Raw genomic sequence first — 23,435 nt, forward strand, 5'->3', positions numbered from 1 at the left:
CTAGGGAATCTTTATTGACTCGTCAATCAATAACGTATCTCAGGCCCGGGCCTGCAGTTCGGGGCGACGCTCGGAGGCGTCACCTCACGGCGTTTCAGCACCGCCTCGCGCCAGGAGATAAAGCTGACGGCGGCCAGAATCAGTGTCCCGCCTGCCACGACCCAAATGTCGACCCCTTCGTGGAACACCACCGCACCCATCACGGTGGCCCAGATCAGTTGCAGGAATGTCACCGGCTGCGTCACGGCAACCGGGGCCGCCTGCAGGGCCAGTGTCATGAAATAGTGGCCTGCGGTAGCAAAGCACGCGACCAGAAACAGCACCCCCAGATCGTGCAGGCTGGGCGGCGTCCACACGGCAATCGCAAAAGGCGTCAGCGCCAGCGTCACCCAGATCGACAGATGCGCCACCACGACCGACGGCGGCACATCCCGCACCAACCGTTTGGCCAACAGGTAGGACGCGCCAAACATTAAAGCCGTGCCCAGCATCGCCAGATGCCCGGCCGAGACCTCTCGGAAACCGGGTCTGAGGATGATCACAACGCCAATCAGCGCCACCATAATCGCGGCCATCCGGCGAAAGGCCAGCTTTTCGCCCAGAAACAGCGCCGCCCCCAGGGTGACGTAAACCGGGGTCATGTAGTTCATTGCCGTGACCTCGGCCAAGGGAATCCGTGTCATGGCGAAGAACCACAGCATGACCCCCACGGCGTGAACCGCCCCGCGCACTCCGAACTGGGTAAGCTGTCGGCGTGTCAGATGTGTGGTCACGATCAGCCGAAGAACCGGAAGCAGAAAAACCAGCCCCAAAACATATCGCAGGAACCCCGCCTGAATCGGGTCCATCGACGTGCCCAGTGACTTGACCAGCGCCGTCATCCCGACAAAGGACAGCCCGGCGGTGAACATCCAGAACATACCCGCAAGCGGTCGAGAGGCGGCGACAGTCGTCATGCCATCGGTTCAACACCGAAACCCCGGCGGGGACAACCCTTCACATGATAACAAGTTTGACGGCAATGCTCAGCATCACAACGCCGATCCCGACATCCAGACCCTGCCACGCGCGCGGTCGCGTGAAGACCGGGGACAATATTCGGGCCCCGTATCCGAGCGAGAAGAAGAAGACGAAGCTGGACAGCATTGCGCCAATCGCAAAACTCAGCCGGTCGTCATATTGCGCTGAGATCGAGCCGATCAGAACAACCGTATCCAGATAGACATGAGGGTTCAGCCAGGTGAAGGCCAGCACCGTCAGCAAGGCTGCGCGCAGGCTGGTCCGAAGGCCTTCGCCGATATCCATCGCTGCGCCACCGCGCCACGCCGACCACAGGCTGCGCAGACCGTACCACGTCAGAAACAGGGCCCCGCCATAGCGCATCACCGGCTCAAACCAGGGCGCGGCCTGCGCCAGCGTTCCGAACCCGGCCACGCCAGCCGCGATAAGGATGGCGTCGGAGACGGCGCAGGTCAGACACAGGACAAAGACATGCTCGCGCCGCAGACCTTGCCGCAAGACAAAAGCATTCTGCGCACCAATGGCGAGGATCAGGCTAAACCCAAGCGCAAAACCGGCAATTAGGGATGTGGACATGCAACCTCCTGCGTTCAGAACGATTGACTAAAGCGCGGCAGGCGTTCTATCAAATTAAAGATGTTAACCTGAATTAAGTTGTTCTAATGCTATTGGACCCGCACCATATCGGAGCGCTTTCTGCAATACTGAGGCATGGCAGCTTTGATGCGGCCGCCGCTGAGCTATCCGTCACACCTTCGGCCATTTCCCAACGGATAAAAGCGCTGGAGGACCGGGTCGGCACGTCCCTGATCCATCGTGGCCCACCCTGCACCGGCACCAACGCAGGTCTGCGCATCGCGCAGCACGCCGAAGATATCGGCTTGCTCGAAGCGCAATTGGCCCGCGAGCTGACACTGCAACGAGGGCCGGGACCCACGCGGGTGCGGATCGCGGTGCCTGCCGACGGTTTGGCCACGTGGTTTATCAAAGCGATGGCGCAGGTGTCGGACATGCTGTTCGATCTGGTGATCGATGATCAGGATCATTCGGCGGAATGGTTGCGACGCGGCGAGGTGAGCGCCGCCGTCACTGTCGGTGGCCAGTCCGTCACTGGGTGTGACGCCATCCCGCTGGGTGCTTTGCGCTACCTGCCGACCGCCAGCCCCGATTTCATTGATCGGTGGTTCAACGAAGGTGTGACCGCCAAAACCCTTGCCCGCGCACCCTGTCTTGTATTCAGCCGCAAAGACAGCCTGCAGAAAGCGTGGATGGAGGCATGGACGGGCAGCCGCATCTCGCCACCCTCGCACTACCTGCCCTCGTCACGGGGCTTCGTCGAGGCGGCGATTGCCGGGATGGGATGGGGGATGAATCCCGAAGAACTGGCCCGCGATGCGATAGAGGCCGGGCAACTGCGCCCTATCGTGCCCGATGCTGAGCTGGATGTTGATCTGACTTGGCAGGTGGGGCGCATTCTGGCGCCGGCACTGGCCCCGCTGACGCTGGCGGTCCGGGACGCGGCCGCACGTGCGCTGATTCCGCCAACGCTGTAATACCCTTACGCCTGAGCCGCTTTTCCGGCCTGCGGTACGACGACACGATAGCAGGCGAAACTGGCGACAACACTGGCCAGAACAATAAATGCGACGGCCAGTGCAACTTCGTTCAAATGAGCGATACCCGCCAGCGCCGCCGACAGGACAACCGCGCTGATCCGGGCCAGGCTCTTGATCGCCGCCGAGGCCTGCACCCGCTGATCCTTGGGGGCTACGTCCAGGAAATACAGTTTGCGCGCGCTGCTGATCCCTGTCACCGCGACCGTGACAACGAACAGGGCGATGGCATGCAGGTGGACGTCGTGATCCAGGTGCAGATAGTGGAACACCAGCAGCACGATCCCCGTCACCGCCACCATCAGCGTCCCGGTAACCATGACCGCGCGATGGGATTTCATGTTAACCAGATGCCACAGGGGCGCCGACACCAGATAGCCCGAGGCCGAAGACACGATCACAGCCGTCAGGCCCTTGGCTGAACTGTGATGAGACTCGGCTGCGATCAGGGCAAAGAAGGGCACCGAAAGGGCCACGACGACCAGCGGCATTCGCATAATCAAATAGCGCCGGAACCAGGCGTGCTCGAACATGCTGCGGATTGCGCGGAAGCTGGCGGAAAGGGAGAGTTTCTGTGCCTTCTTATCGTCAGAAGCGTCCGCCCGCCCCGAGGTCTCGGACATGGCCATGATTGTAAGGCCGGACAGGATAAAGAACGCAACGGACACGCCGATCACGGTAGAATGACGCGCAAAGGGCGGGTGTTCCGCCGTAAGTTTATGAAGCAGCAGCGCAAGGCCAATGGCCCCCAGCCCTCCGGCCCCTAACTGCATATAGTGCATCACCATTCTTGATTTCGATTGCACATGATCGCCAAGCAGGTCCATGAGCATCAGGTTCTGAGTCTCGTCGATCAGGCCGATCAGAAAGAACACGGCGATGAACGCCACGGCGATCAGCGGCACCACGCCCGTTGCCGCGATGAGGATGGCCAGAACCAGACAGGCCCCTATTGCAACCTCGGTCAGGGCAACGCCACGCTTTTTCCGGGGCTGCGCCGCGATGGTCTGGGCCAGAAACACATCGGCGATCATGCTGCCGACCATCCGCACCGAGACCAGCGCCCCGGCGATGAAGATTGGCAATTCGAAAGACACAGCTAGAAACGGCAGCACGACCGAGGGGCTGCCCAGCGTCCATGCCACCTGAGACAGGATGCTCTGCCCGGTCAGAACCGGGACGTTCCGTTTCGCCCTATCAGGTGTATTCGTCGCCATCAGCCTGCAATCTGCGCGCAATTTCCGGTGTTTTTATGTCGCTGCGTCTTCGGTTTCAAACTTAACGAGTTCGGCGCAGACGGCCAAATGCAAAAGCCCGACCGCACGGGCCGGGCTTTCGAAAAGCGTGGAACACGGCTCAAAGCTGCGCCATGACCTCATCCGTGGCTTCGAAATTGGTTGTGACGCGCTGCACATCGTCGTCATCTTCCAGCGCATCGACCAGCTTCATCAGCTTTTGCATATCGTCCAGACCCAGTTCGGTCGTGGTGGTGGGCCTCCAGACCAGCTTGGTGGATTCGGATTCGCCCAGCGCGCCTTCCAGCGCGTTCGACACATCGTTCAGATCGGTATCGGCGCACCAGATGATGTGACCGTCTTCCGAGCTTTCGACATCCTCGGCACCGGCTTCAATGGCGGCCTCAAAGATCGTGTCGGCATCGCCTGTATCCGCCGGGTACACCACCTCGCCCTTGCGCTCGAACATGAAGCCGACCGAGCCGGTCTCGCCCAGATTGCCGCCGTTTTTGGAAAAGGTCGAGCGCACGGTGGATGCGGTGCGGTTGCGGTTGTCGGTCATCGTCTCGACGATCACCGCCACGCCGTTGGGGCCGTAGCCCTCGTACCGGATTTCTTCGTAATCGTCGCCTTCGCCCGCAACCGATTTCTTGATCGCCCGGTCGATCACATCCTTGGGGACCGAGTTCGACTTAGCTTCCTTGACGGCCAGACGCAGGCGCGGGTTCTTGTCGGGATCAGGGTCGCCCATCTTGGCGGCGACGGTGATCTCTTTCGACAGTTTGGAAAACAGCTTGGACCGCGCGGCGTCCTGACGCCCCTTGCGGTGCTGGATGTTGGCCCATTTGGAATGGCCTGCCATGTTGCGTCCTCGTGATAGTGATTGCGTATTCGGCGCTCATATAGACGTTTGCGGGGGGCAGGATCAAGAGAGCGGCTTGCTCAGACCTCGGCGCGCGGTATGGTGACCGCATGACGACCGATCAGATCATTCTTTTTGCCCTTTTCATTACCGTGTTTGGACTGCTTCTGTGGGGCCGGTTTCGCTATGACCTTGTGGCTTTCGCGGCACTTATGGTGGGCGTGGTGACGGGCGTCGTGCATGTCGACAACGCATTTGCCGGGTTCGGCCACCCCGCGACGATCATTGTTGCGCTGGTGCTTGTGGTGTCTGCCGGGCTGGTCCGGTCGGGGGCTGTGTTTCTGATCACACGAACGCTGGTCGATGCCTCGCGCGGCCTCGGCGCGCATATCGCGCTGATGGGTGGGATCGGGGCGGTTTTGTCAGCCTTCATGAACAACGTCGCGGCGCTGGCGCTGCTCATGCCAGTGGACATTCAGACCGCCCGCAAGGCGGGGCGGTCGGTGGGCCTGACCCTGATGCCGCTGAGCTTTGCCACTATTCTGGGCGGCATGGCGACGCTGATCGGTACCCCGCCCAACATCATCATCGCCTCGATCCGGTCCGAAACCCTGGGCGAGCCGTTCCGCATGTTCGATTTCGCCCCGGTCGGAGGTCTGGCCGCCATCGCAGGGCTGGCCTTTGTGTCGCTGATCGGCTGGCGTCTGATCCCAAACCGGGGGCCGCAGGATGAAACGTCCGAGGCGCTGGCCGAATATATCGCCGAGCTGACCCTGCCGCCAGAGTCGCCCCATATCGGCAAGCGCGTCAGTGAGCTTTACGAGGCTGCCGAAAAGTCTGACGTGGCCATCATCGGCCTGATCCGCGACGGCAAGCGGCGCTATGGGCGCTCTGCCCATGCCACGCTGAAAGAGGGCGACGCGCTGGTTCTGGAAGCCCGGCCCGAGGCGCTGGACGAGTTCCGCGCCGCGCTAAATCTTGATTTCTCGGACACACGCCGTCAGGAGTTGCTGACCGCCGAGGGTGAGGGCCTTGAAGTGATCGAGGTTGTGGCCCCCGAAAGCGCCCGCATCACGGGCCGAACCGCGCAAGGATTGGGGCTTGCGTGGCGGCAGAGCACCGTTCTGATGGGCATTTCCCGCCAAGGCCGCCGGATCACCGAGCAGGTGCGCAAGACCGAGGTCGAACCGGGCGACATCCTGCTGCTGCTCTGCCCCCGCGACCGGGGCGCGGATGTGACCGAGTGGCTGGGCTGCCTGCCGCTGGCGCAGCGCGGGTTGAATGTCACCGCAAATGACAAGGCGTGGCTGGCCATCGGGCTTTTCGCGGCGGCCGTACTTGCGGCCAGTGTCGGGCTGATCTACCTGCCCGTTGCGCTGGGTCTGGTGGTGATTGCCTATGTCCTGACCAAGATCATGCCCATCGCCGACATCTACAACCACATCGAATGGCCGGTGGTGGTGTTGCTGGGCTCGATGATCCCTTTGGGCAGCGCGCTCGAGACCTCGGGCGGGACCGAGTTGATCGCCAATGCGCTGGTGCAACTGACGGACGGCCTGCCCGCCTGGGCTATTCTGACCGTCCTGATGGTTGTCACCATGACGCTGTCGGATGTTCTGAACAACACCGCGACGGCCATTGTCGCAGCCCCGGTGGGGATACAGATGGCCCAAACGCTTGGGGTGTCGCCCGACCCGTTCCTGATGACCGTCGCCGTGGCGGCCTCGGCCGCCTTTCTCACACCTATCGGACATAAGAACAACACGCTGGTTCTGGGTCCCGGAGGCTATCGGTTCGGCGACTATTGGCGCATGGGCCTGCCGTTGGAAATCCTGATTGTCGCGGTATCGGTTCCGGCCATCCTTGTGTTCTGGCCGCTATGACAGGTAAAGGCAGCACATGAAACGCTTTCTGATCCTGCAACTGCGCCCCGAGACGGATGCCTCGGACGCCGAATATGCCTCGATTCTGGGCAAGGCCGGTCTGTCGCCTGAGCAGACACACCGTATCCGTCTGGATTGCGAGGACCTGCCCGAAGGTCTGGACGTAACCGACTATGCAGGCGTCATTGTTGGCGGCGGGCCCGGTTGCGTCAGCGACGACCCGGCGACGAAATCCAGCCTGGATACAAAGATCGAAGGTGCGATCATGGGGCTGATGCCGCAGATCACTGCGCGCGATCACCCGTTCATGGGATGCTGCTACGGCTTGGGTATCCTCACCGCGCATCTGGGCGGGGATGTCAGCAAGCGGCAATTTGGCGAGCCGGTCGGCCCCTCCGATTGCCGCCTGACTGAAGATGGCGCGCAGGACCCTCTGACCGCTGGCCTACAGCCTGAATTTGAGGCTTTTGTCGGTCATAAAGAGGCCGTGCAGGCTCTGCCCGATGGCTGCGTGCACCTGATCGCCTCGGACCCCTGCCCGTTTCAGATGATCCGTTGGGGGCAGAACGTCTATGCCACGCAATTCCACCCCGAGGCCGATGCGCATGATTTCGAAGAACGCATCCATATCTACAAGGATCACGGCTATTTCCGGCCAGAAGACGCGCAAGGTTTGATAGATATGTGCCACGCGGCGGACGTCACCCAACCCGGTGAGATCTTGCGGCGGTTTGCCGAACGGTACGGGTGACCTAACGGAGCGGTTGCCTGTCGCTTGGCCCCTCGCATAGGTTGATCCAAACAGCTTTGGGAGGGGTTGTTCTTGGACCTGCTTATCAATGTCGGCCTGCCCCTGTCGTTGGCGATTATCATGCTGTCCTTAGGCCTCGGGCTTGAGGCCGCTGATTTCCGCCGCGTGCTGACACGCGGCTATCCCTTTGCCATCGGCGCGATCAGTCAGGTTCTGCTGCTGCCGCTGGCCGCCTTTGCCACCGCCAAGCTGTTTGGCCTGTCGCCCGAGATCGCGGTCGGCGTCATGCTGCTAAGCTTTTGCCCCGGCGGCGTGACCAGCAACATCCTGTCGAAATTCGCCAAGGGCGACGTGGCCCTGTCCGTCAGCCTGACCGCGGTGATTAGCCTGCTGTCGATGGTGACGGTCCCGGTGCTGGCGGCGTGGTCCATCGGGCATTTCATGGGCGAGGCCGCGCCCGAAGTCTCGATCGGGTCGCTGGCCACCGCGCTATTCCTGATCACCACCCTGCCCGTCGCTATTGGCGTCAGCCTGCGCCACTTTGCGCGCAACTTCGCACTGCGGATCGACACGCCCCTGTCTAAGCTTGCAGCGATCTTGTTCGTGTTGATCGTTGCCGTCGCCTTGGCCGGAAACTGGCAGTTCTTTATCGAGAACCTCAGCTCAATCGGCGCGGCCCTGATCACCCTGAACATCGCTCTGCTGCTGATCGGCCTAGGGCTGTCGCGCGCCGCCAACCTGTCATGGGATGAGGCCAAGACAGTGTCGATTGAAACCGGCATCCAGAACTCGGCCCTCGGCATTACACTGGCGGCATTGATCACTGGCACCACCACCGGATTCAGCCCTCTGGCCGTGCCTGCAGCCGTCTATGGGATCACAATGTATGTGGTCGTAACCCCCTTCATCCTCTGGTTCCGCAGCCGCTGAAAGGACAGCCCATGACCAACAACACAGCAGACGCGATTGTGGTCGGCGGCGGGCTTGCCGGTCTGGCGGCGGCGGCAGAACTGGGTGATCGCGGCAAACGCGTGATCATCGTGGATCAGGAGCCCGAACATTTCCTTGGCGGACAAGCGTTCTGGAGCCTCGGCGGGTTGTTCATGGTCGACACCCCCGAACAGCGCCGCATGGGCATCCGCGACAGCCACGATCTGGCCCTGCGCGACTGGATGGGCAGCGCGCAGTTCGACAGGGACGAGGACGCGTGGCCCCGCAAATGGGCGCAGGCCTATGTCGAATTCGCCGCCGGAGAGATGCGCCCGTGGCTGCACCAGATGGGCCTGCGCTGGTTCCCGGTCGTGGGCTGGGCCGAACGCGGCGGGTCTTATGCGGATGGTCATGGCAACTCGGTCCCTCGGTTTCACATCACGTGGGGCACCGGGCCGGGCGTGCTAGAACATTTCATCCGTCGGGTGCGGGAACACGTCAGCGCCGGGCTGATCCAGTTGAAATTCCGCCATCAGGTCAGCCACATCATCATGCAAAACGGTGCAGCCAAAGGCGTTTCGGGCGAGGTTCTGGCCGATGACACCGCCCAGCGCGGCGGCAAGACCAACCGGGATGAGGTCGGCGAGTTCGAAGTCTACGCGCCCTCAGTCATCGTCACCTCGGGCGGAATTGGCGGCAACTTCGAGGTGGTACGGAAGAACTGGCCACGCGACCGGTTGGGCGAGCCGCCAAATGACATGGTAGCGGGCGTTCCGTTTCACGTGGATGGCCGGATGATCGGCATCAGCGAAAAGGCCGGCGGGCATGTGATCAACGGCGACCGCATGTGGCATTATACCGAGGGCGTGCGGAACTGGGACCCGATCTGGCCCGCCCATGGCATCCGCATTATACCCGGCCCAAGTTCGATGTGGTTCGATGCGCGTGGCAACCGGCTGCAACCTCCTTGCCTACCGGGGTTCGACACACTGGCCACGCTGCGCGAGATTCTGAAAACCGGCTATGAATACAGTTGGTTCGTCTTGACCCAGAAGGTGATCAAAAAGGAATTCGCCCTGTCGGGGTCCGAACAGAACCCAGACCTCACATCCGGAAGCTGGAAAGAGGTGATCCGCCAACGCGTCCTGTCAGGCTCCAGAGCGACGGGCCCGGTCGAGGCTTTCAAGGAAAAGGGAGAGGATTTCGTCGTCGCCAACACCCTGACCGAGTTGGTGAACGGCATGAACCATCTGGGCGGTGGCCTGATCGAAGAGGCACATCTGCGCGCCCAGATCGAGGCGCGGGATTCGCAGGTCGACAATCCGTTCTCGAAAGACGCGCAGATGATGGCGGTTTTGGCCGCGCGCAATTATCGGGGCGACAAGCTGATCCGGACAGCCAAGCCGCACCGGTTCCTCGATCCGTCCAACGGCCCTCTGATCGCGGTCAAGCTGCATGTGCTGACCCGGAAGACGCTGGGCGGGTTGCAGACCAACCTCGACAGCCAGATGATCGGCGCGGATGGTCAGACCGTCCCCGGCCTGTTCGCCGCTGGTGAGGTTGCAGGCTTCGGCGGCGGCGGCTATCACGGCTACAACGCGCTGGAGGGCACGTTTCTGGGCGGCTGCATCTTCTCTGGCCGCAACGCGGGACGGTCCCGCGCCGTCGCCTGATACGCTTACGGTTTGCGCACCATCTTGATAACCGGCTCGCCCTGCGCATCCAGCAACGCCAAAGCGTCGCCCTGCACCGCATAGGTGGTCACGCTTTGCAGGGCCTGCATTAACTGACGCTCGACCTCGTCCAGCGGTGGCGGGCAGGCCATCAGCGTGGCGGCCATGTTGTCGGGGAATTCGATCCGGCTGCCCGAAATCTCGGCCTGGCCGCGAAACCGGTTGCAGCCTCCGCTGCCCGAAAACGCCCCGCCTTGTGCAAAGGACAGTTCGGGCCGTTTCTCGGTTTCAATCGGGGTGCCGTTCAATCCGGCGGCAACCCATTCCGTGTTTTCCAGCATCGCAGCCCCCTGCGCCTGAACCTGCACCAGCGTCATATTGGCCGAGTTCCCGGCCCCGTCCGTCAGAACCGGATAGGCCGTATCGGTGGTAAACAGAAGGGTCTGCCCCTGCGAGATCGAAGCGCGCAGGACATACCGGTGGCTGTCACTGATCAGCGCGTCATCGTAAGTCAGTTCAAACTGCGCGGGCACTGCGTCCAGCGCATAGCGCTGTGCGGCAAGCGTCACGGCCGGGGCATCGGCCAGCGAGACATCCTGAAGCTGCACGTAAAGCGTGGCATCCTGCGGCACAGCGATGCGTTCAAGAAAGGTCGCCGACCCCGCAACCGTTCCTGCGACACCTGCACCGCCCAGGGTCGTCCACATCGCGATACTGGCCACAACGGCACGTCCGGTTCCGAGCATGATCAACTCCTGTTTAAAGCATCATATTCACAAAAGATTGTGTGTCCGTCGCCATTTACAAGGCTGAACGCGGGCAACCGGCGGGTCTGCGCCGATATCACAGCGGCCAGATCAACGGGATCAGCAACGAGGCCAGCAGCCCAACGGTCAGGTTCAGCGGAATGCCGACCTTCATGAAATCGGTGAACCTGTACCCGCCCGGCCCATAGACCATCATGTTGGTCTGATAGCCGATGGGCGTCGCGAACGAGGCCGAAGCCGCGACCATCACCGCAACAACCAGCGGGCGCGGATCGATCCCCACCGCCTGCGCCAACCCGATGGCAATCGGCGTCACCACAACAGCCACCGCGTTGTTCGATACCAGTTCGGTCAACACCGATGTCAGCAGATAAACCGCCCAGATGATCAGGAACGGCGGCAGGACGCTCAGGCCCGGCGCGACCGCCTCGACAATCAGCATTACAGCGCCGGAACTGTCCAGCGCAGCACCAATGGCCAGCATCGCAAAGATCAGCGCCAGCAGGCGGCCCTCGACAAAGGAAAACGCCTCATCCGCGTCGATGCAGCGCGTCAGCAGAACCACGGCAACCGCCAGGATCGACAACAGCAAGATCGGTGCCACGCCCAATGCGGCCAAAGCGACAATGCCGACCAGCGCGCCAATTGCAATCGGCGCATGGCTGCGGCGAAACGCGCGGGCGGACGGTTGAGTCACATCAACCATATCCATATCAGCGGCCAGTTTCTGAATATCCGCCGGCGAGCCTTCCAGCAGCAGCGTGTCGCCCACCCGGACCACCAGATCATCCAACTGGCGACCTATATTCTGGTTGCGGCGATGCACCGCCAGCACATAGACACCATACCGCCTGCGCAGACGCAGGATGCCCAAAGTGCGCCCGACCATACGGCAGCCAGGGGTGATCAGCACCTCGACCGTCTTGGTCTCGACAGCCGAGACCTGATCGACGCGTTTCAGTTCCTTGTTGCTCTGCAGGCTCAACAATTCGGTCATTTCGGTCCGCAGAACGACGCGGTCACCCACCTGCAGCTCAACCCCCTTGAGATTGCGCCGCAACGAGTCATCGCCCCGGATCACGTCAATCAGGCGCACGCCGGGGCGTTTGAACAGTTGCACGCCGGTGACTTCACGCCCGATCAGGTTGCTTTCCGGCGGGATCACGGCCTCGGTAAAGAACTTCATCTTGGACCGGTCGCTGAGCAGCGAGGCCATGCTGTCCCGGTCCGGCAACAGGCGCGGTGCGATGAAGCGCAAGTAGATCATGCCATAGATGACCAGAGCGATGCCCAGCGGCGTGACCTCGAAAATCGTAAAGGCCTGCATGCCTTGCGCGCGGGCCACACCGTCCACCAGCAGGTTGGTGGAGGTCCCGATCAGGGTCAGCGTGCCACCAAGAATAGCCGCATAGCTCAGCGGGATCAGCAGTTTCGAGGCCGGGACATTCAGCGTTCGCGCGATCTGCACGAAGACCGGGATCATCACCACCACAACCGGCGTGTTCGACACCACCGCCGAGGCCACGACGACAAAAGCCATCAGCAAGCCAATGGCGATGCGCGGGTTCACCTGCGCCTGTTTCTGCGCCGTCGAGGTAAAGGCGTCCAAAGCGCCCGTTCGCACAAGCGCCCCCATGATGATGAACATCGCGGCGATGGTCCACGGCGCGGGGTTCGACAGCACCGCAAGGGCGCTTTGGTAGGGCAGGATACCGGTGACCAACATCAGGGACACGCCGCCAATGGCCACCACCTCGGTCGGGTAGACCTCGCGCAGGAACATGATGAACATGCCCGCGACGATCATCAGCGCGAGAATTGCGCCACCAGTGTCTGTCAGTGGAAGGAATTGCATTCGTGGTATTCTGTCCGAACCCTGGCCCAAGCGCCTGACGGGTAGTTTCCCGCATTGCGCGGGGCAGAGCAAGCCTTTACGGCCCCGCCTGCTCCAGCCGCCCGCCGACTCGTACCATATGCACGGATTTTGCGCTGCCGTCTTGATCGTTGGTCTCGATGAAGACGCCGCTCAGCGTTGCCTCGCCATTCGCGGGGGTGAACCGCGCCTTGGGCATGCCGGTGATGAAGCGGCGCATCGGCTCGACCTTGTCCATGCCAATGACCGAGTCATAATCGCCGCACATCCCCGCATCGGTCAGATAGGCGGTGCCGCCCGGCAAAATCTGAGAATCCGCGGTGGGCACATGGGTATGCGTGCCGACCACAAGGCTGGCGCGTTTGTCACAATAGTGGCCCATTGCCATTTTCTCGGACGTCGCCTCGCAATGCATGTCCACGATAATCGCATCGGCCTGCCCGCCGCGCGGATGGGATTTCAGGATCGGCTCGATCGCCGAAAACGGGTCGTCAAAGGGCCGTTTCATGAACACCTGCCCCAGCACCTGAACCACCAGAACCTTGCGCCCGCCCGGCGCGGTGTACAGGCGGTGCCCCCGCCCCGGCGCGCCTTTGGCGAAATTCACCGGGCGCACGATGCGCGGTTCTTTCTCGATGAATTGCAGCATGTCTTTCTGGTCGAACGCGTGATCGCCCAGCGTCAGACAATCGGCCCCGGCCTCGAGCAGCAGCTTGGCGTGGTCCCCCGTCAGGCCCATTCCGTTCGAGGCGTTTTCGCCATTTACCACAATAAAATCCAGCCGCCATTCGTCGCGCAGACGCGGCAAATGCTGCTGCACGGCCGCGCGCCCTGCCCGGCCCATGACGTCGCCAAGAAACAAAATCCTCATAATCGCGGTCCTATGGGGTGTGCTGGGCAATAACAAGGCGGAACCGTGCAATTTCTACGCCGCGCAAGCCGCTTGCAATCACATGCAGAAATGCCAATCTGAACAAGAACATTCCGTTTAGGAGCATTGGTATGAAATACATCGCAGCAACCGCACTCGCCCTGTTGGCAGGTCAGACCGCTCTGGCTGAGCAAAAAACCACGACCACAATGGCAAACCCGGCGGCCACGTTCTGTCTTGAAAACGGCGGAGAATATCAGATCCGCAAGAATGACGATGGCAGCAAATACGGCATCTGCATTCTGCAGGACGGGTCCGAGGTGGATGCCTGGGATTATCTGCGCAGCCATTTCGAGAACTAGAACGTCAGCACCCGGCTTTCCGTTATGACCATGTCCAGCGGCTGATCGGTCGGCTCCAGCGGCAGGTCGTCTGCCTCTTGCGCGTCAAAGGCGAAACCGACGGCCAGTGTGGATCGTTTGGCGCGCAACCCCTCCAGCGTGCGGTCATAGAACCCGCCGCCATAGCCCAGCCTGCCGCAGCGCGCATCGAAAGCCACCAGCGGCACGATCAGAATCTCGGGGTCGAAATAATCATCGACCTGTGGCACGCGGGCTCCGAACGGCCCGTCCTTCAGCGCACCGTCCGGGGTCCAGCGGGAAAAGCGCAGCGGCTGACCGGCGGCCTGAATCACCGGCACACCGACTGGGCCATAGGCCGAGGCCTCGGCCATAGCGGGCAGCGGGTCGATCTCGGTCCGGATCGGCATGTAGCCGGACAGGGGCACGCCGCGATAACCCGCAAGCACTTCGGACAAACGCCCGGCCCCTCCGGGCAGGCGTGCATCGAACGCGGCTTTGCGGCGCGCAAACGCGGCCTTGCGCGCAGCCGCCTTGATTTCAGTGAGATCGGTCAAAGAAGAACCACAGTTGCAAGCCCAAGGAACAGGAAGAACCCCATAACGTCGGTCGTCGTCGTCACAAAGGTACCGGACGCAAGCGCCGGGTCAGCGCCCAGACGATCCAGTACCACTGGTACTACCGTTCCCACGAAGCCCGCGATGATCATGTTTACGACCAGTGCCGCCCCGATCACGACCCCAAGCAGCGGTGAATCAAACCAAAGCATCCCCACCGTTCCCAGCACGATGGCAAAACACAGGCCATTCAGCAGCCCGACCAGCAATTCCCGCCGGATCACCCGCATCACGTTGGCTGGCGTCAGGTCGCGGGTCGCCAAAGCCCGCACCGCCACGGTCAGCGATTGCGTGCCCGCATTGCCACCCATCGACGCCACAATTGGCATCAGGATGGCCAGCGCCACCAGTTGATCAATCGACGCCTCGAACTGCGAGATCACCAGTGAGGCACAGATCGCCGTACACAGGTTCACCGCCAGCCAAGGCAACCGCCGCCGACTGGTCGCGGCGACACTGTCCGAGATCGAACTTTCGTCGCTGACACCGGCAAGGCGCAGCATGTCTTCTTCATATTCCTCATCCAACACGACCATCGCGTCGTCGATGGTGATCACCCCGACCAGACGGCCATCGGCATCGACCACCGGGGCCGAGATCAGGTGATACTGGTTGAAGGCATAGGCCACATCCTCTTCATCCTGATCGACGGGGATGACATGGAATTCCTCTTCCGTAATATCGAGCAGCGGCACGTCGCGCCGGTTCGCCATCAGCTTGCCCAGCATGATTTGCGCAACGGGTTTCAGACGCGGGTCGATTAGAACCACATGGTAGAACTGCTCGGGCAGATCGTCATTGGCACGCATGAAATCAATGGCTTGTCCGACAGTCCAATGCTCGGGGGCCATGACGACCTCGCGCTGCATCAGACGCCCGGCAGAGTTCTCGGGGTAGGACAGCGCCTGTTCCGCCGCGATCCGCTCGGAATCCTCAAGCGCGTCCAGAATGGTTTCCTGCTGCGGCTCTTCCAGATCTTCCAGCAGGTCAACGACATCGTCGCTTTCCATGTCCCGGACGGCTTCGGCCAGAACGTCCGGTTTCAGGATACCGATGACCTCTTCCCGGACGGCCTCATCCAGTTCCGACAGGATATCGCCGTCGAATTCCTTGTCATATAGGCGGATCAGGCGGCCCCGGTCATAGGGGTTGATCTGTTCCAGAAGGTCGGCGATGTCAGCCGCATGCAGCGGCTCCATCAACTCGACAAGCTTGTCGCGATCCTCGACATCCACCGCATACAGGATGGCGGCCACGGTCCGCTGGTCCAGCGCATAGGCATCTTCGTCGCTTGCGGGATCGGTGACGGGATCATCAATGCCGGTTGTCATGTGCTGCTCCCGTTTTCTTTGCCATTGGCCCCTAATTAGAAGAAGCAGCTACCGAAAAACAATGACAATGCGCCGATTTACCCACATCTTTCGCCCCCCTATGCTGCCAAGCGGTTCCAAACAATCGGAGAACAGGGCACATGGCGCAAAAGACGCTTTTGAAAGGACGCGTACTGAGTTTTGACGGATCGCCGTTCGACGGTGAACCGACCGATGCCACCCGGATAGATGAGGCGGTCCTGATCGACGGCGGACACATCGCAGATGTAGGCTCTGCCGACGCGCTGACCCGCGCGCACCCCGACGCTGAGGTTCGGGATTGTGGCCCCCGGCTGATCATGGCCGGGTTTGTCGACCCGCATGTGCACTACCCCCAGACCGCCATGATCGCCAGTTGGGGCAAACGCCTGATCGACTGGCTGAACAGCTACACTTTCCCCGAAGAGATGAAGTTCGGCGATATCGACTATGCCACGGAAATCGCCAACCGGTATCTGGACCTGACCACTTCGCATGGCACCACGACCATGTGCAGCTTTTGCACGATCCATCCTGAAAGCGTCGATGCGTTCTTCTCGGTCGCACAACAGCGCGGCCAGCGTGTGGTGGCGGGCAAAACCTGCATGGATCGCAACGCGCCCGAGGGCCTGCGCGACACTGCCCAAACCGCCTATGACCAGTCCGAGGCCTTGCTGGAGAAATGGCACCGCGTCGACCGGCTGTCCTACGCCATCACACCCCGGTTTTCGCCGACCTCCACGCCGGAACAGCTTGAGGCGATGGGCGCGCTTTGGGCTGAGCATCCCCATTGCCTGATGCAAACGCATCTGAGCGAACAGACCGATGAGATCGAATGGGTCCGGTCCCTGTTCCCTGACGCCCGTGACTATCTGGACACCTATGAGAAATTCGGCCTGTTGGGCCAGAACGGCCTGTATGGCCACGTGATCCATCTGGAAGACCGCGAGCGGGATCGTTTGCGCGAAGTGGATGCGGCGCTGATCCACTGCCCCACGTCGAATACCTTCATCGGCTCGGGCCTGTTCGACATGAACGGTCTGATCCATGACGGCCACCGCGTCGGTCTGGCCACCGATACCGGCGGCGGGTCCAGCTTTTCCATGTTGCGCACGATGGCCGCCGCCTATGAGATCGGGCAGCTACGCGGTCGCCCGCTGCATCCAGCGCAGCTGCTGTGGCTGGGCACTGTCGGTTCTGCCCGCACGTTGCGGATGGAGGATTGCATCGGCAATATCGCACCGGGGATGGAGGCCGATCTGGTTGTCCTCGACTTGGCCTCGACCCCCGACATCGCCCAGCGCGAGGTCCATGCCGAGACCTTGTGGGAGGCGGTGTTCCCGACCATCATGATGGGTGATGACCGGGCCATTGCTGAGGTCTGGATCAACGGCCAGCAGGTCGCGCGCTGAATGCGCCTGCGGCGCATGCCTCCGGCGGGGATATTTTTGGCCAGATGAAGGACGGATCCCGCTATTGTGCAAGCGCGTGCGCAAGGCGGTTGTGAGTTTCGATGGCGCGTGGCAGGTCGATGGTAGTAATCTGCCCGTCCCGCACGATCTGGCGCCCTTCGACAAACAAGTGTTTGACCTTCATCGGCCCAGCTAGCAGCAGCGCGGCGGGATCCCAACTGCCTGCGCTTTCGATGCTGCGCGTATTCCATATCGCGATGTCGGCGCGTTTGCCCGGTTCCAGCCGTCCACAATCGGGTCGGCCCAGCACGTCGGCTCCGCCACGGGTCGCGATTTCTAGCGCTTCGCGTGCGGACATGGCATCGGCACCGTTGGCGACGCGCTGCAACAACATCGCCTGCCGCGCCTCCAGCATCAGGTTCCCGTTGTCGTTGCTGGCCGAGCCATCTGCCCCCAGCCCGACCTTCACGCCGCTGTCGCGCATAGCCCGCACCGGCGCGATGCCAGAGCCCAGACGGCAGTTTGAACAGGGGCAATGCGCCACGCCGGTTCCGGTTTTGGCGAACAGGTCGATCTCGGCCCCGTCCAGCTTGACGCAATGGGCGTGCCAAACATCCGCACCGGTCCAGCCCAGATCCTCGGCATACTGGCCGGGGCGGCAGCCGAACTGGGCTTGCGAGTAAGCGATATCCTCATCGTTTTCGGCCAGGTGCGTGTGCAGCATCACCCCTTTGTCACGTGCCAGCAACGCCGCGTCCCGCATCAGGTCCTGACTGACCGAGAACGGAGAACAAGGGGCCAGACCCACCCGGCACATTGATCCTTCGTTGGGGTCGTGAAAGGCATCCACCACGCGGATCATATCATTCAGGATGTCCTCTTCCGCCTCAACCAGACTGTCTGGTGGCAGGCCACCGTCGCTTTCGCCGATGCTCATCGCGCCGCGGGTTGGGTGAAACCGCAACCCCAGTTCTGCGGCGGCGTGGATCGTATCTTCCACCCGCGCACCGTTGGGGTACAGATACAGATGATCGGAACTGAGGGTACAGCCGGAAAGGGCCAGCTCCGCCAGACCGATCTGTGCCGAGGTGAACATCTCATCCGGTCCGAAACGCGCCCAAATCGGGTAGAGCGTCTGCAACCAGCCAAATAACAGCGCGTCCTGTCCACCCGGAACCGCGCGGGTCAGCGTCTGGTAGAGGTGATGATGCGTGTTCACCAACCCCGGTGTCACTACACAGCCCGACGCATCATGGGTTTCCCCCGTAGTCGTCAGACCAGTGCCGATCTGCGCAATCTGCCCATCGCGGATCAGAATATCCGCGCCGGACAGTTCGCGCCGCTGGTCATCCATCGTCAGGATGAAATCGGCATTTTTAATCAGAATTTCAGACATTTGTGCCCTCCTGCATCTGCCCGTCTCATGCAAGGAGTGCGCAGGTCGGCGGAAAACGGGCTCAAGAACCGTCCGGGTGATTTCTACCCGCTCGTCCCCGGTTCGGCAACAGATTTTAGAAGCGGCGCAGGATCTCCAACGCGGCGGCGTGGATGTCTGCGTTGGCCGCCGCCAGAGCGCGGCCGCCGTTATGGGCAGGGCGGCCCTGCCAATCGGTCACAACACCGCCCGCGGCCTGAATGACCGCGATGGGGGCCTGAATGTCATAGGCGTTCAGCCCGGCCTCGATCACCAGATCAATCTGACCGGCGGCCAGCAAGGCATAAGCGTAACAATCCAAGCCATAGCGCGTCAGTTTCGCCTGTTCGGACACGGCCCGGAAGCCTGCGCCTTCTTCGGGCGTGCCTACCTCGGGGAAAGTGGTGAACAGGATGGCTTGATCCAGTGCCTTTGTGGGGCGTGTTTTCAGTTCGGTCGTCCCTAGCGGGCCGGTGACCTGAGCGACATCCGGCGTGCCCACGAACCGCTCCCCGATATAGGGCTGATCAATCACTCCCATGACGGGCCCATCCTGATCAGAAAGCGCAATCAGAACGCCCCAACTGGCAGTTCCGCTGATAAAGGCGCGGGTTCCGTCAATCGGGTCCAGCACCCAAGTGCGTCCGCTGCTGCCTTGGGTGTGACCAAACTCTTCACCGAATATACCGTCATCCGGGCGGTGGCGAGCCAGCACCGCACGCATGGCCTGTTCCGCGCTGCGATCAGCCTCGGTGACGGGATCGAACCCGTCAGCCAGTTTGTTCGCGGTTTCAAGGTTGCTCTGCCGGAAATACGGAAGAATGGCCGCGCGGGCTGCGTCGGCCATTTCTTCGGCTGTTTCCAAATCACTTAAAGGGCTCTGTTGCATATGCCACCCGTGCGGCCTGCACCCCGCAGTGTCAAGGGGTTACTGTCAGGCGACGTCGCTGAGAACCCGTGCCAGTTCAAACAGTCGGCGGCGCTGATTTTCCGGGATCGCGTAGTAGGAGCGGACCAGATCCAGCGCCTCTTTATCCCCCATCAGATCGGCAGGAACCGACTTCTTGTCCGAATCGCCCTTCGAGGTCTCTTCCAGCCCTTCGAAGAAGAAACTGACAGGAACGTCCAATGCCTCGGCGATGTCCCAAAGGCGGGATGCGCTGATCCGGTTGGCACCTGTTTCGTATTTCTGGATTTGTTGAAACTTGATACCAACTTGCTGCGCCAGCTGCTGTTGGGTCATGCCAATCAGCCAGCGGCGATGCCGGACGCGCTTGCCCACATGGACATCGACGTGATGGGTCATTGGTATTCTCCTTTACTACCTAAACATCTGTACGGGAATGCGCGATGTCCGCAATCGCAACATTAGCGACGTGCAGTTAACCACTCGCTAATCCGGACCGTACCGCCCCCCGAAACAGCACTAAGACCCTATAATGCCTCTTTTTGATTTTTTTTCAAGCTGGTTGAATCGCCCCGAATGAACTGATGTTTAGGGTTGTGTCGCATTGAAACACCAACCCGTTTGCGTGCACGCGCGCCGTGTCTGCACATGGCGCGCACCGCCCGGAACCCGTCACCGCTTACGTGTTGACAATGCCGCTGCGCCACGTCCCCATACCCCGGAAAACAGGACGGAGCGCCCAGATGCTGGCTTATCGCATTCAGTCCCCGGAAACGGGTCCGGAGCTATGTAACATTGACCTCCCCACGCCGGATCGAGGGCAGGTGCGGGTTGCCATTCGGGCCTGCGGGCTGAACTTTGCGGACCTGTTGATGCAGAAAGGCACTTATCAGGATACCCCTCCCGTGCCCTTTACCCAAGGAATGGAGGTCGCGGGCATCATCGACGCGCTCGGCGCCGACGTGAGCAACCTGACCATAGGCGACCGGGTTGCGATCTATTGCGGACAGGGTGGGCTGGCCGAGTACGGGGTCTTCGACGCCGACCGGGTGATCCCCCTGCCCGATTCGACCGGTTTCGAAGACGCCGCCGCCATTCAGATCGCCTATGGCACCAGCCATCTCGCGCTGGATCACCGGGCCCGATTGCAACCGGGTGAGACCCTGTTGGTGACAGGCGCAGCGGGCGGCGTGGGGCTGACGGCGGTTGAGATTGGCAAGCTGATGGGGGCCACGGTGATTGCGCAGGCGCGTGGCGACGACAAGCTGGCGGTTGCCAAGGCGGCCGGCGCGGATCACCTGATCGACAACTCGGAGGACCTGCGCGCCCGGGTCAAAGCGTTGGGCGGTGCAGATGTGGTCTATGACGCCATCGGTGGCGACGTGTTCAAGGCCGCCTTTCGCGCCACCAACCCCGAGGGGCGTCTTCTGCCCATCGGTTTCGCGGGCGGGGATGTGCCGCAGATATCCGCGAACCACCTTCTGGTCAAAAACCTGACTGTCATCGGCTTCTACATCGGCGGCTATCTGAACTTCCGCCCCCAGATTGTGCAGGACAGTTTTCAGACCCTGTTCCGCTGGCATGCCGAGGGCAAAATCTCCCCCCATATCAGCCATGTGCTGCCCCTGACCGACGTCGAACAGGGCATGCGGCTACTGAAAGAGCGGAAATCGACCGGGAAAATCGTGATTACGCCCTGACGGCTCTCATCCGACGGCCCGAAGCTGCCCACTTCCCAGCATGCGGAAATTCTGCCGCACCAGCGCGGCCAGAGCCTCGACCACCGCGTTGCGACCGGGTTTTCCACCGTACAGGTTGATCACGTGGCCCGGCAATTCAGGCAGAATGCCGCCCGAGTCGATTTGCTCCAGATGCGCCGCCTCGGTCCCGTCGAGGGCGGCATAGACCGCGAGATCCGCGCTGACCGTCGCCTCGATGGTGCGGTCGTTTTCGGTTTCGACCGACAATTCCCACGACAGGCCCGCCCCATCCAGCGCTGCGATCACCTGCGGGCGGAACATGCAGCGCCGCCCCAGGGCGATAGGAATGGGCCGCTTGCGCCATGCCGACCCGCCCGGTGCCCCGATCCAGCGCAGGGGCAGTTCCGCTATGGTCTCGGCCTCGTCGCTGGCGGCAGCTTCGGTGGTCAGGATCAGATCGCATTCGCCGCGCGTGTACATCTCTTTCAGTTGCAGCGTGTACGAGGACACGAGATGCACCCGCACCCGAGGAAAATCCGCGTTGAAACGCTGCAAAACCCTTGGGATCGCCGGGTAAACAATGTCATGCGGAACACCCAGCACCACCTCACCTTCATAGGCCTGGTCGGTGAGCTTTGAGATCACCTCATCATTCAGGGCAATCATGCGCCGCGCATAGGCCAGCAACTGCTCGCCCGAGGCGGTCAGCGCAATGGTCCGGCCACTTCGGTCCAGCAATTCCAGATCAAGCAGTTCCTCAAGCCGTTTCAATTGCATCGAAACCGCTGACTGCGTCAGGTGCAGAAACCCTGCCGCCCGGGTGACGCCGCCCTGATCCGCCACAGCCACGAAAGAGCGCAAGGTGGTGATGTCCAGATTTCGCATCTTCACGATCCCTTATGCATGCCATCATAAATATTCGTTTTTAAAATATGTCACAGCCCCTCATATTTATCAAGGAACTTGATGGTAGATGGCAAAATCATCTCAAATTGCGGAAAGGACAATTTCAATGACACAAATTGCAATCCAACGCCCCTGCAAGCCGGCGAAAAAGTCCGGTCTGAACGTGATCAAGCGCGCATTCGCGATCATGCGGCAGCGGCGCCACTTGGCCCGGCTGGACGATCGCGCGCTGAAAGACATCGGCGTGACCCGCGCAGAGGTCGAAGCCGAACTTCGGCGACCGGTTTGGGATGCCCCTCAATTCTGGCAGAAATAGCGGAAAATCAGAGCCGTAGCGCAGAAATGGCGACCCGTGGACACAGGTCGCCATTTTTGTTGCGTATTTTAGTCGGTTTTGGCCCGGAAACTCTTGAAACACCGCCTGCAGTTGCCGATATTTGCAGGGAAAGCGCCTGGCCTCGCCGAGGCGTACTATAATTATGTGAAGGGAGACCCTTTGATGGCACAATTCGACACGATCCGGACGGCATCCGGCGCGCGCGCCGCCGAGATTGATGAGGGCCTGCGCGCCCATATGAACAAAGTCTACGGCACAATGTCCGTGGGCATGCTGATCACATTTGCCGTGGCATGGGCCGTTGGTTCCAGCCCGCAACTGCTGTCGGTTTTCCGTGACCCGGTCACGCTGAGCCCGAACATTCTGGGCTGGATCATCATGTTCGCCCCGCTGGCCATGGTGTTTGGCTTCGGTGCCGCCATCAACCGCCTGAGCGCGGCTGGTGCGCAACTGTTCTTCTACGTATTCGCGGCGGTCATGGGCCTGTCGCTGAGCTGGATTTTCGTGGCCTTCACCGGCATTTCGATCGCTCAGGTCTTTCTGGTAACCTCGATCGCCTTCGCGGGCCTGTCGCTGTACGGTTATGTGACCAAGAAAGACCTGTCGGGCATGGGCACGTTCCTGATGATGGGCGTGATCGGTCTGGTGGTTGCCATGATCATCAACCTGTTCCTGCAGTCGCCTGCGATCATGTTCGCCGTGTCCATTCTGGGCGTTCTGATCTTCGCCGGTCTGACCGCTTATGACACACAGAAGATCAAGACCACTTACCTGCAGATGGCACATGCCGGGGATCAGGAATGGCTGGGCAAAGCCGCCATCATGGGCGCGCTGAGCCTGTACCTGGACTTCATCAACATGTTCATGTTCCTGCTGCAACTGCTGGGCAACCGCGAATAACGCGGAACACTCATACGACTGAGAAAGGGCGGGTCCGACAGGTCCCGCCCTTTTCT

General features: G+C 61.4%; 23 protein-coding genes. 10 read left to right on the plus strand and 13 right to left on the minus strand.

The window, feature by feature from the left end; genetic code table 11:
* Positions 1–26: 26 nt before the first annotated feature.
* Positions 27–956 (minus strand): DMT family transporter, encoded by a 930-nt coding sequence (locus tag ACR0NJ_RS08165; RefSeq protein WP_480816636.1) that lies wholly within the window; start codon positions 954–956, stop codon positions 27–29.
* A gap of 40 nt (positions 957–996) precedes the next feature.
* Positions 997–1,596: a LysE/ArgO family amino acid transporter gene (locus ACR0NJ_RS08170; protein WP_480816637.1), complete on the minus strand. Its 600-nt coding sequence runs from the start codon at positions 1,594–1,596 to the stop codon at positions 997–999.
* 86 nt (positions 1,597–1,682) lie between these two features.
* On the opposite strand from ACR0NJ_RS08170, the gene ACR0NJ_RS08175 reads away from it, so the two are divergent.
* Positions 1,683–2,573, plus strand: a complete 891-nt coding sequence (locus tag ACR0NJ_RS08175) for a LysR family transcriptional regulator ArgP (protein ID WP_480816638.1) — start codon at positions 1,683–1,685, stop codon at positions 2,571–2,573.
* 5 nt (positions 2,574–2,578) lie between these two features.
* On the opposite strand, the gene ACR0NJ_RS08180 is transcribed toward ACR0NJ_RS08175, so the two are convergent.
* Both ACR0NJ_RS08180 and ACR0NJ_RS08185 read right to left on the minus strand, forming a co-directional pair.
* Positions 2,579–3,850 (minus strand): MFS transporter, encoded by a 1,272-nt coding sequence (locus tag ACR0NJ_RS08180; RefSeq protein WP_480816639.1) that lies wholly within the window; start codon positions 3,848–3,850, stop codon positions 2,579–2,581.
* A gap of 139 nt (positions 3,851–3,989) precedes the next feature.
* On the minus strand, positions 3,990–4,730 hold the full coding sequence (locus ACR0NJ_RS08185; RefSeq protein WP_480816640.1) for a YebC/PmpR family DNA-binding transcriptional regulator: 741 nt from the start codon (positions 4,728–4,730) through the stop codon (positions 3,990–3,992).
* 110 nt (positions 4,731–4,840) lie between these two features.
* Here ACR0NJ_RS08185 and ACR0NJ_RS08190 point away from each other — a divergent pair, with 110 nt between their 5' ends.
* The 4 genes from ACR0NJ_RS08190 to ACR0NJ_RS08205 all read left to right on the plus strand — a co-directional run bounded on the left by ACR0NJ_RS08190 (position 4,841) and on the right by ACR0NJ_RS08205 (position 9,967).
* A complete protein-coding gene (locus ACR0NJ_RS08190) occupies positions 4,841–6,613 on the plus strand; it encodes an SLC13 family permease (protein ID WP_480816641.1) in 1,773 nt (590 codons plus the stop codon).
* Positions 6,614–6,629: 16 nt separating this feature from the next.
* Entirely contained in the window at positions 6,630–7,364 is a 735-nt protein-coding gene (locus ACR0NJ_RS08195; RefSeq protein ID WP_480816642.1) for a glutamine amidotransferase, read from the plus strand.
* A gap of 72 nt (positions 7,365–7,436) precedes the next feature.
* On the plus strand, positions 7,437–8,294 hold the full coding sequence (locus ACR0NJ_RS08200) for a bile acid:sodium symporter family protein (RefSeq protein ID WP_480816643.1): 858 nt from the start codon (positions 7,437–7,439) through the stop codon (positions 8,292–8,294).
* An 11-nt stretch (positions 8,295–8,305) separates the two neighbouring features.
* Positions 8,306–9,967: an FAD-binding dehydrogenase gene (locus ACR0NJ_RS08205; RefSeq protein WP_480816644.1), complete on the plus strand. Its 1,662-nt coding sequence runs from the start codon at positions 8,306–8,308 to the stop codon at positions 9,965–9,967.
* Between the two features lie 5 nt (positions 9,968–9,972).
* Here ACR0NJ_RS08205 and ACR0NJ_RS08210 read toward each other — a convergent pair whose 3' ends face one another.
* From ACR0NJ_RS08210 to ACR0NJ_RS08220, 3 genes are all read right to left on the minus strand, one after another.
* The gene (locus ACR0NJ_RS08210; RefSeq protein ID WP_480816645.1) at positions 9,973–10,713 is read right to left on the minus strand and encodes an META domain-containing protein; all 741 of its coding nucleotides are present in this window, start codon (positions 10,711–10,713) and stop codon (positions 9,973–9,975) included.
* A 97-nt stretch (positions 10,714–10,810) separates the two neighbouring features.
* Positions 10,811–12,589 (minus strand): SLC13 family permease, encoded by a 1,779-nt coding sequence (locus tag ACR0NJ_RS08215; RefSeq protein ID WP_480816646.1) that lies wholly within the window; start codon positions 12,587–12,589, stop codon positions 10,811–10,813.
* Between the two features lie 76 nt (positions 12,590–12,665).
* The gene (locus tag ACR0NJ_RS08220; RefSeq protein WP_480816647.1) at positions 12,666–13,478 is read right to left on the minus strand and encodes a TIGR00282 family metallophosphoesterase; all 813 of its coding nucleotides are present in this window, start codon (positions 13,476–13,478) and stop codon (positions 12,666–12,668) included.
* A gap of 131 nt (positions 13,479–13,609) precedes the next feature.
* Between ACR0NJ_RS08220 and ACR0NJ_RS08225 the strand changes: the two genes are divergently transcribed.
* Positions 13,610–13,840 (plus strand): putative hemolysin, encoded by a 231-nt coding sequence (locus tag ACR0NJ_RS08225; protein ID WP_480816648.1) that lies wholly within the window; start codon positions 13,610–13,612, stop codon positions 13,838–13,840.
* On the opposite strand, the gene ACR0NJ_RS08230 is transcribed toward ACR0NJ_RS08225, so the two are convergent.
* Positions 13,837–14,394 carry a 5-formyltetrahydrofolate cyclo-ligase gene (locus tag ACR0NJ_RS08230; protein WP_480816649.1) on the minus strand — a complete coding sequence of 186 codons (558 nt, stop codon included), beginning with the start codon at positions 14,392–14,394 and terminating at the stop codon, positions 13,837–13,839. The two genes, ACR0NJ_RS08225 and ACR0NJ_RS08230, sit on opposite strands and share 4 nt — an antisense overlap.
* A complete protein-coding gene (mgtE, locus tag ACR0NJ_RS08235; RefSeq protein WP_480816650.1) occupies positions 14,391–15,785 on the minus strand; it encodes a magnesium transporter in 1,395 nt (464 codons plus the stop codon). Before mgtE ends, ACR0NJ_RS08230 begins: the two co-directional genes overlap by 4 nt.
* A 140-nt stretch (positions 15,786–15,925) precedes the next feature.
* Between mgtE and guaD the strand changes: the two genes are divergently transcribed.
* Complete coding sequence (gene guaD / locus ACR0NJ_RS08240; RefSeq protein ID WP_480816651.1) at positions 15,926–17,215, plus strand: guanine deaminase; 1,290 nt, start codon at positions 15,926–15,928, stop codon at positions 17,213–17,215.
* Positions 17,216–17,276: 61 nt separating this feature from the next.
* On the opposite strand, the gene ACR0NJ_RS08245 is transcribed toward guaD, so the two are convergent.
* The 3 genes from ACR0NJ_RS08245 to ACR0NJ_RS08255 form a co-directional block, all read right to left on the minus strand.
* The gene (locus ACR0NJ_RS08245) at positions 17,277–18,611 is read right to left on the minus strand and encodes an 8-oxoguanine deaminase (protein ID WP_480816652.1); all 1,335 of its coding nucleotides are present in this window, start codon (positions 18,609–18,611) and stop codon (positions 17,277–17,279) included.
* Between the two features lie 115 nt (positions 18,612–18,726).
* Positions 18,727–19,518, minus strand: a complete 792-nt coding sequence (gene hisN, locus ACR0NJ_RS08250; protein ID WP_480816653.1) for a histidinol-phosphatase — start codon at positions 19,516–19,518, stop codon at positions 18,727–18,729.
* Between the two features lie 45 nt (positions 19,519–19,563).
* The gene (locus ACR0NJ_RS08255) at positions 19,564–19,935 is read right to left on the minus strand and encodes a helix-turn-helix domain-containing protein (RefSeq protein WP_480816654.1); all 372 of its coding nucleotides are present in this window, start codon (positions 19,933–19,935) and stop codon (positions 19,564–19,566) included.
* A 344-nt stretch (positions 19,936–20,279) separates the two neighbouring features.
* On the opposite strand from ACR0NJ_RS08255, the gene ACR0NJ_RS08260 reads away from it, so the two are divergent.
* On the plus strand, positions 20,280–21,236 hold the full coding sequence (locus tag ACR0NJ_RS08260; protein ID WP_480816655.1) for an NADPH:quinone oxidoreductase family protein: 957 nt from the start codon (positions 20,280–20,282) through the stop codon (positions 21,234–21,236).
* Positions 21,237–21,242: 6 nt separating this feature from the next.
* Here the strand turns inward: ACR0NJ_RS08260 and ACR0NJ_RS08265 are convergent, their stop codons facing one another.
* Positions 21,243–22,121 carry a LysR family transcriptional regulator gene (locus ACR0NJ_RS08265; RefSeq protein WP_480816656.1) on the minus strand — a complete coding sequence of 293 codons (879 nt, stop codon included), beginning with the start codon at positions 22,119–22,121 and terminating at the stop codon, positions 21,243–21,245.
* Positions 22,122–22,248: 127 nt separating this feature from the next.
* Between ACR0NJ_RS08265 and ACR0NJ_RS08270 the strand changes: the two genes are divergently transcribed.
* On the plus strand, positions 22,249–22,458 hold the full coding sequence (locus tag ACR0NJ_RS08270) for a DUF1127 domain-containing protein (RefSeq protein WP_480816657.1): 210 nt from the start codon (positions 22,249–22,251) through the stop codon (positions 22,456–22,458).
* Positions 22,459–22,641: 183 nt separating this feature from the next.
* Complete coding sequence (locus ACR0NJ_RS08275) at positions 22,642–23,379, plus strand: Bax inhibitor-1/YccA family protein (RefSeq protein ID WP_480816658.1); 738 nt, start codon at positions 22,642–22,644, stop codon at positions 23,377–23,379.
* Positions 23,380–23,435 lie beyond the last annotated feature (56 nt).

It is taken from the genome of Ruegeria sp. F11, from assembly GCF_056533855.1.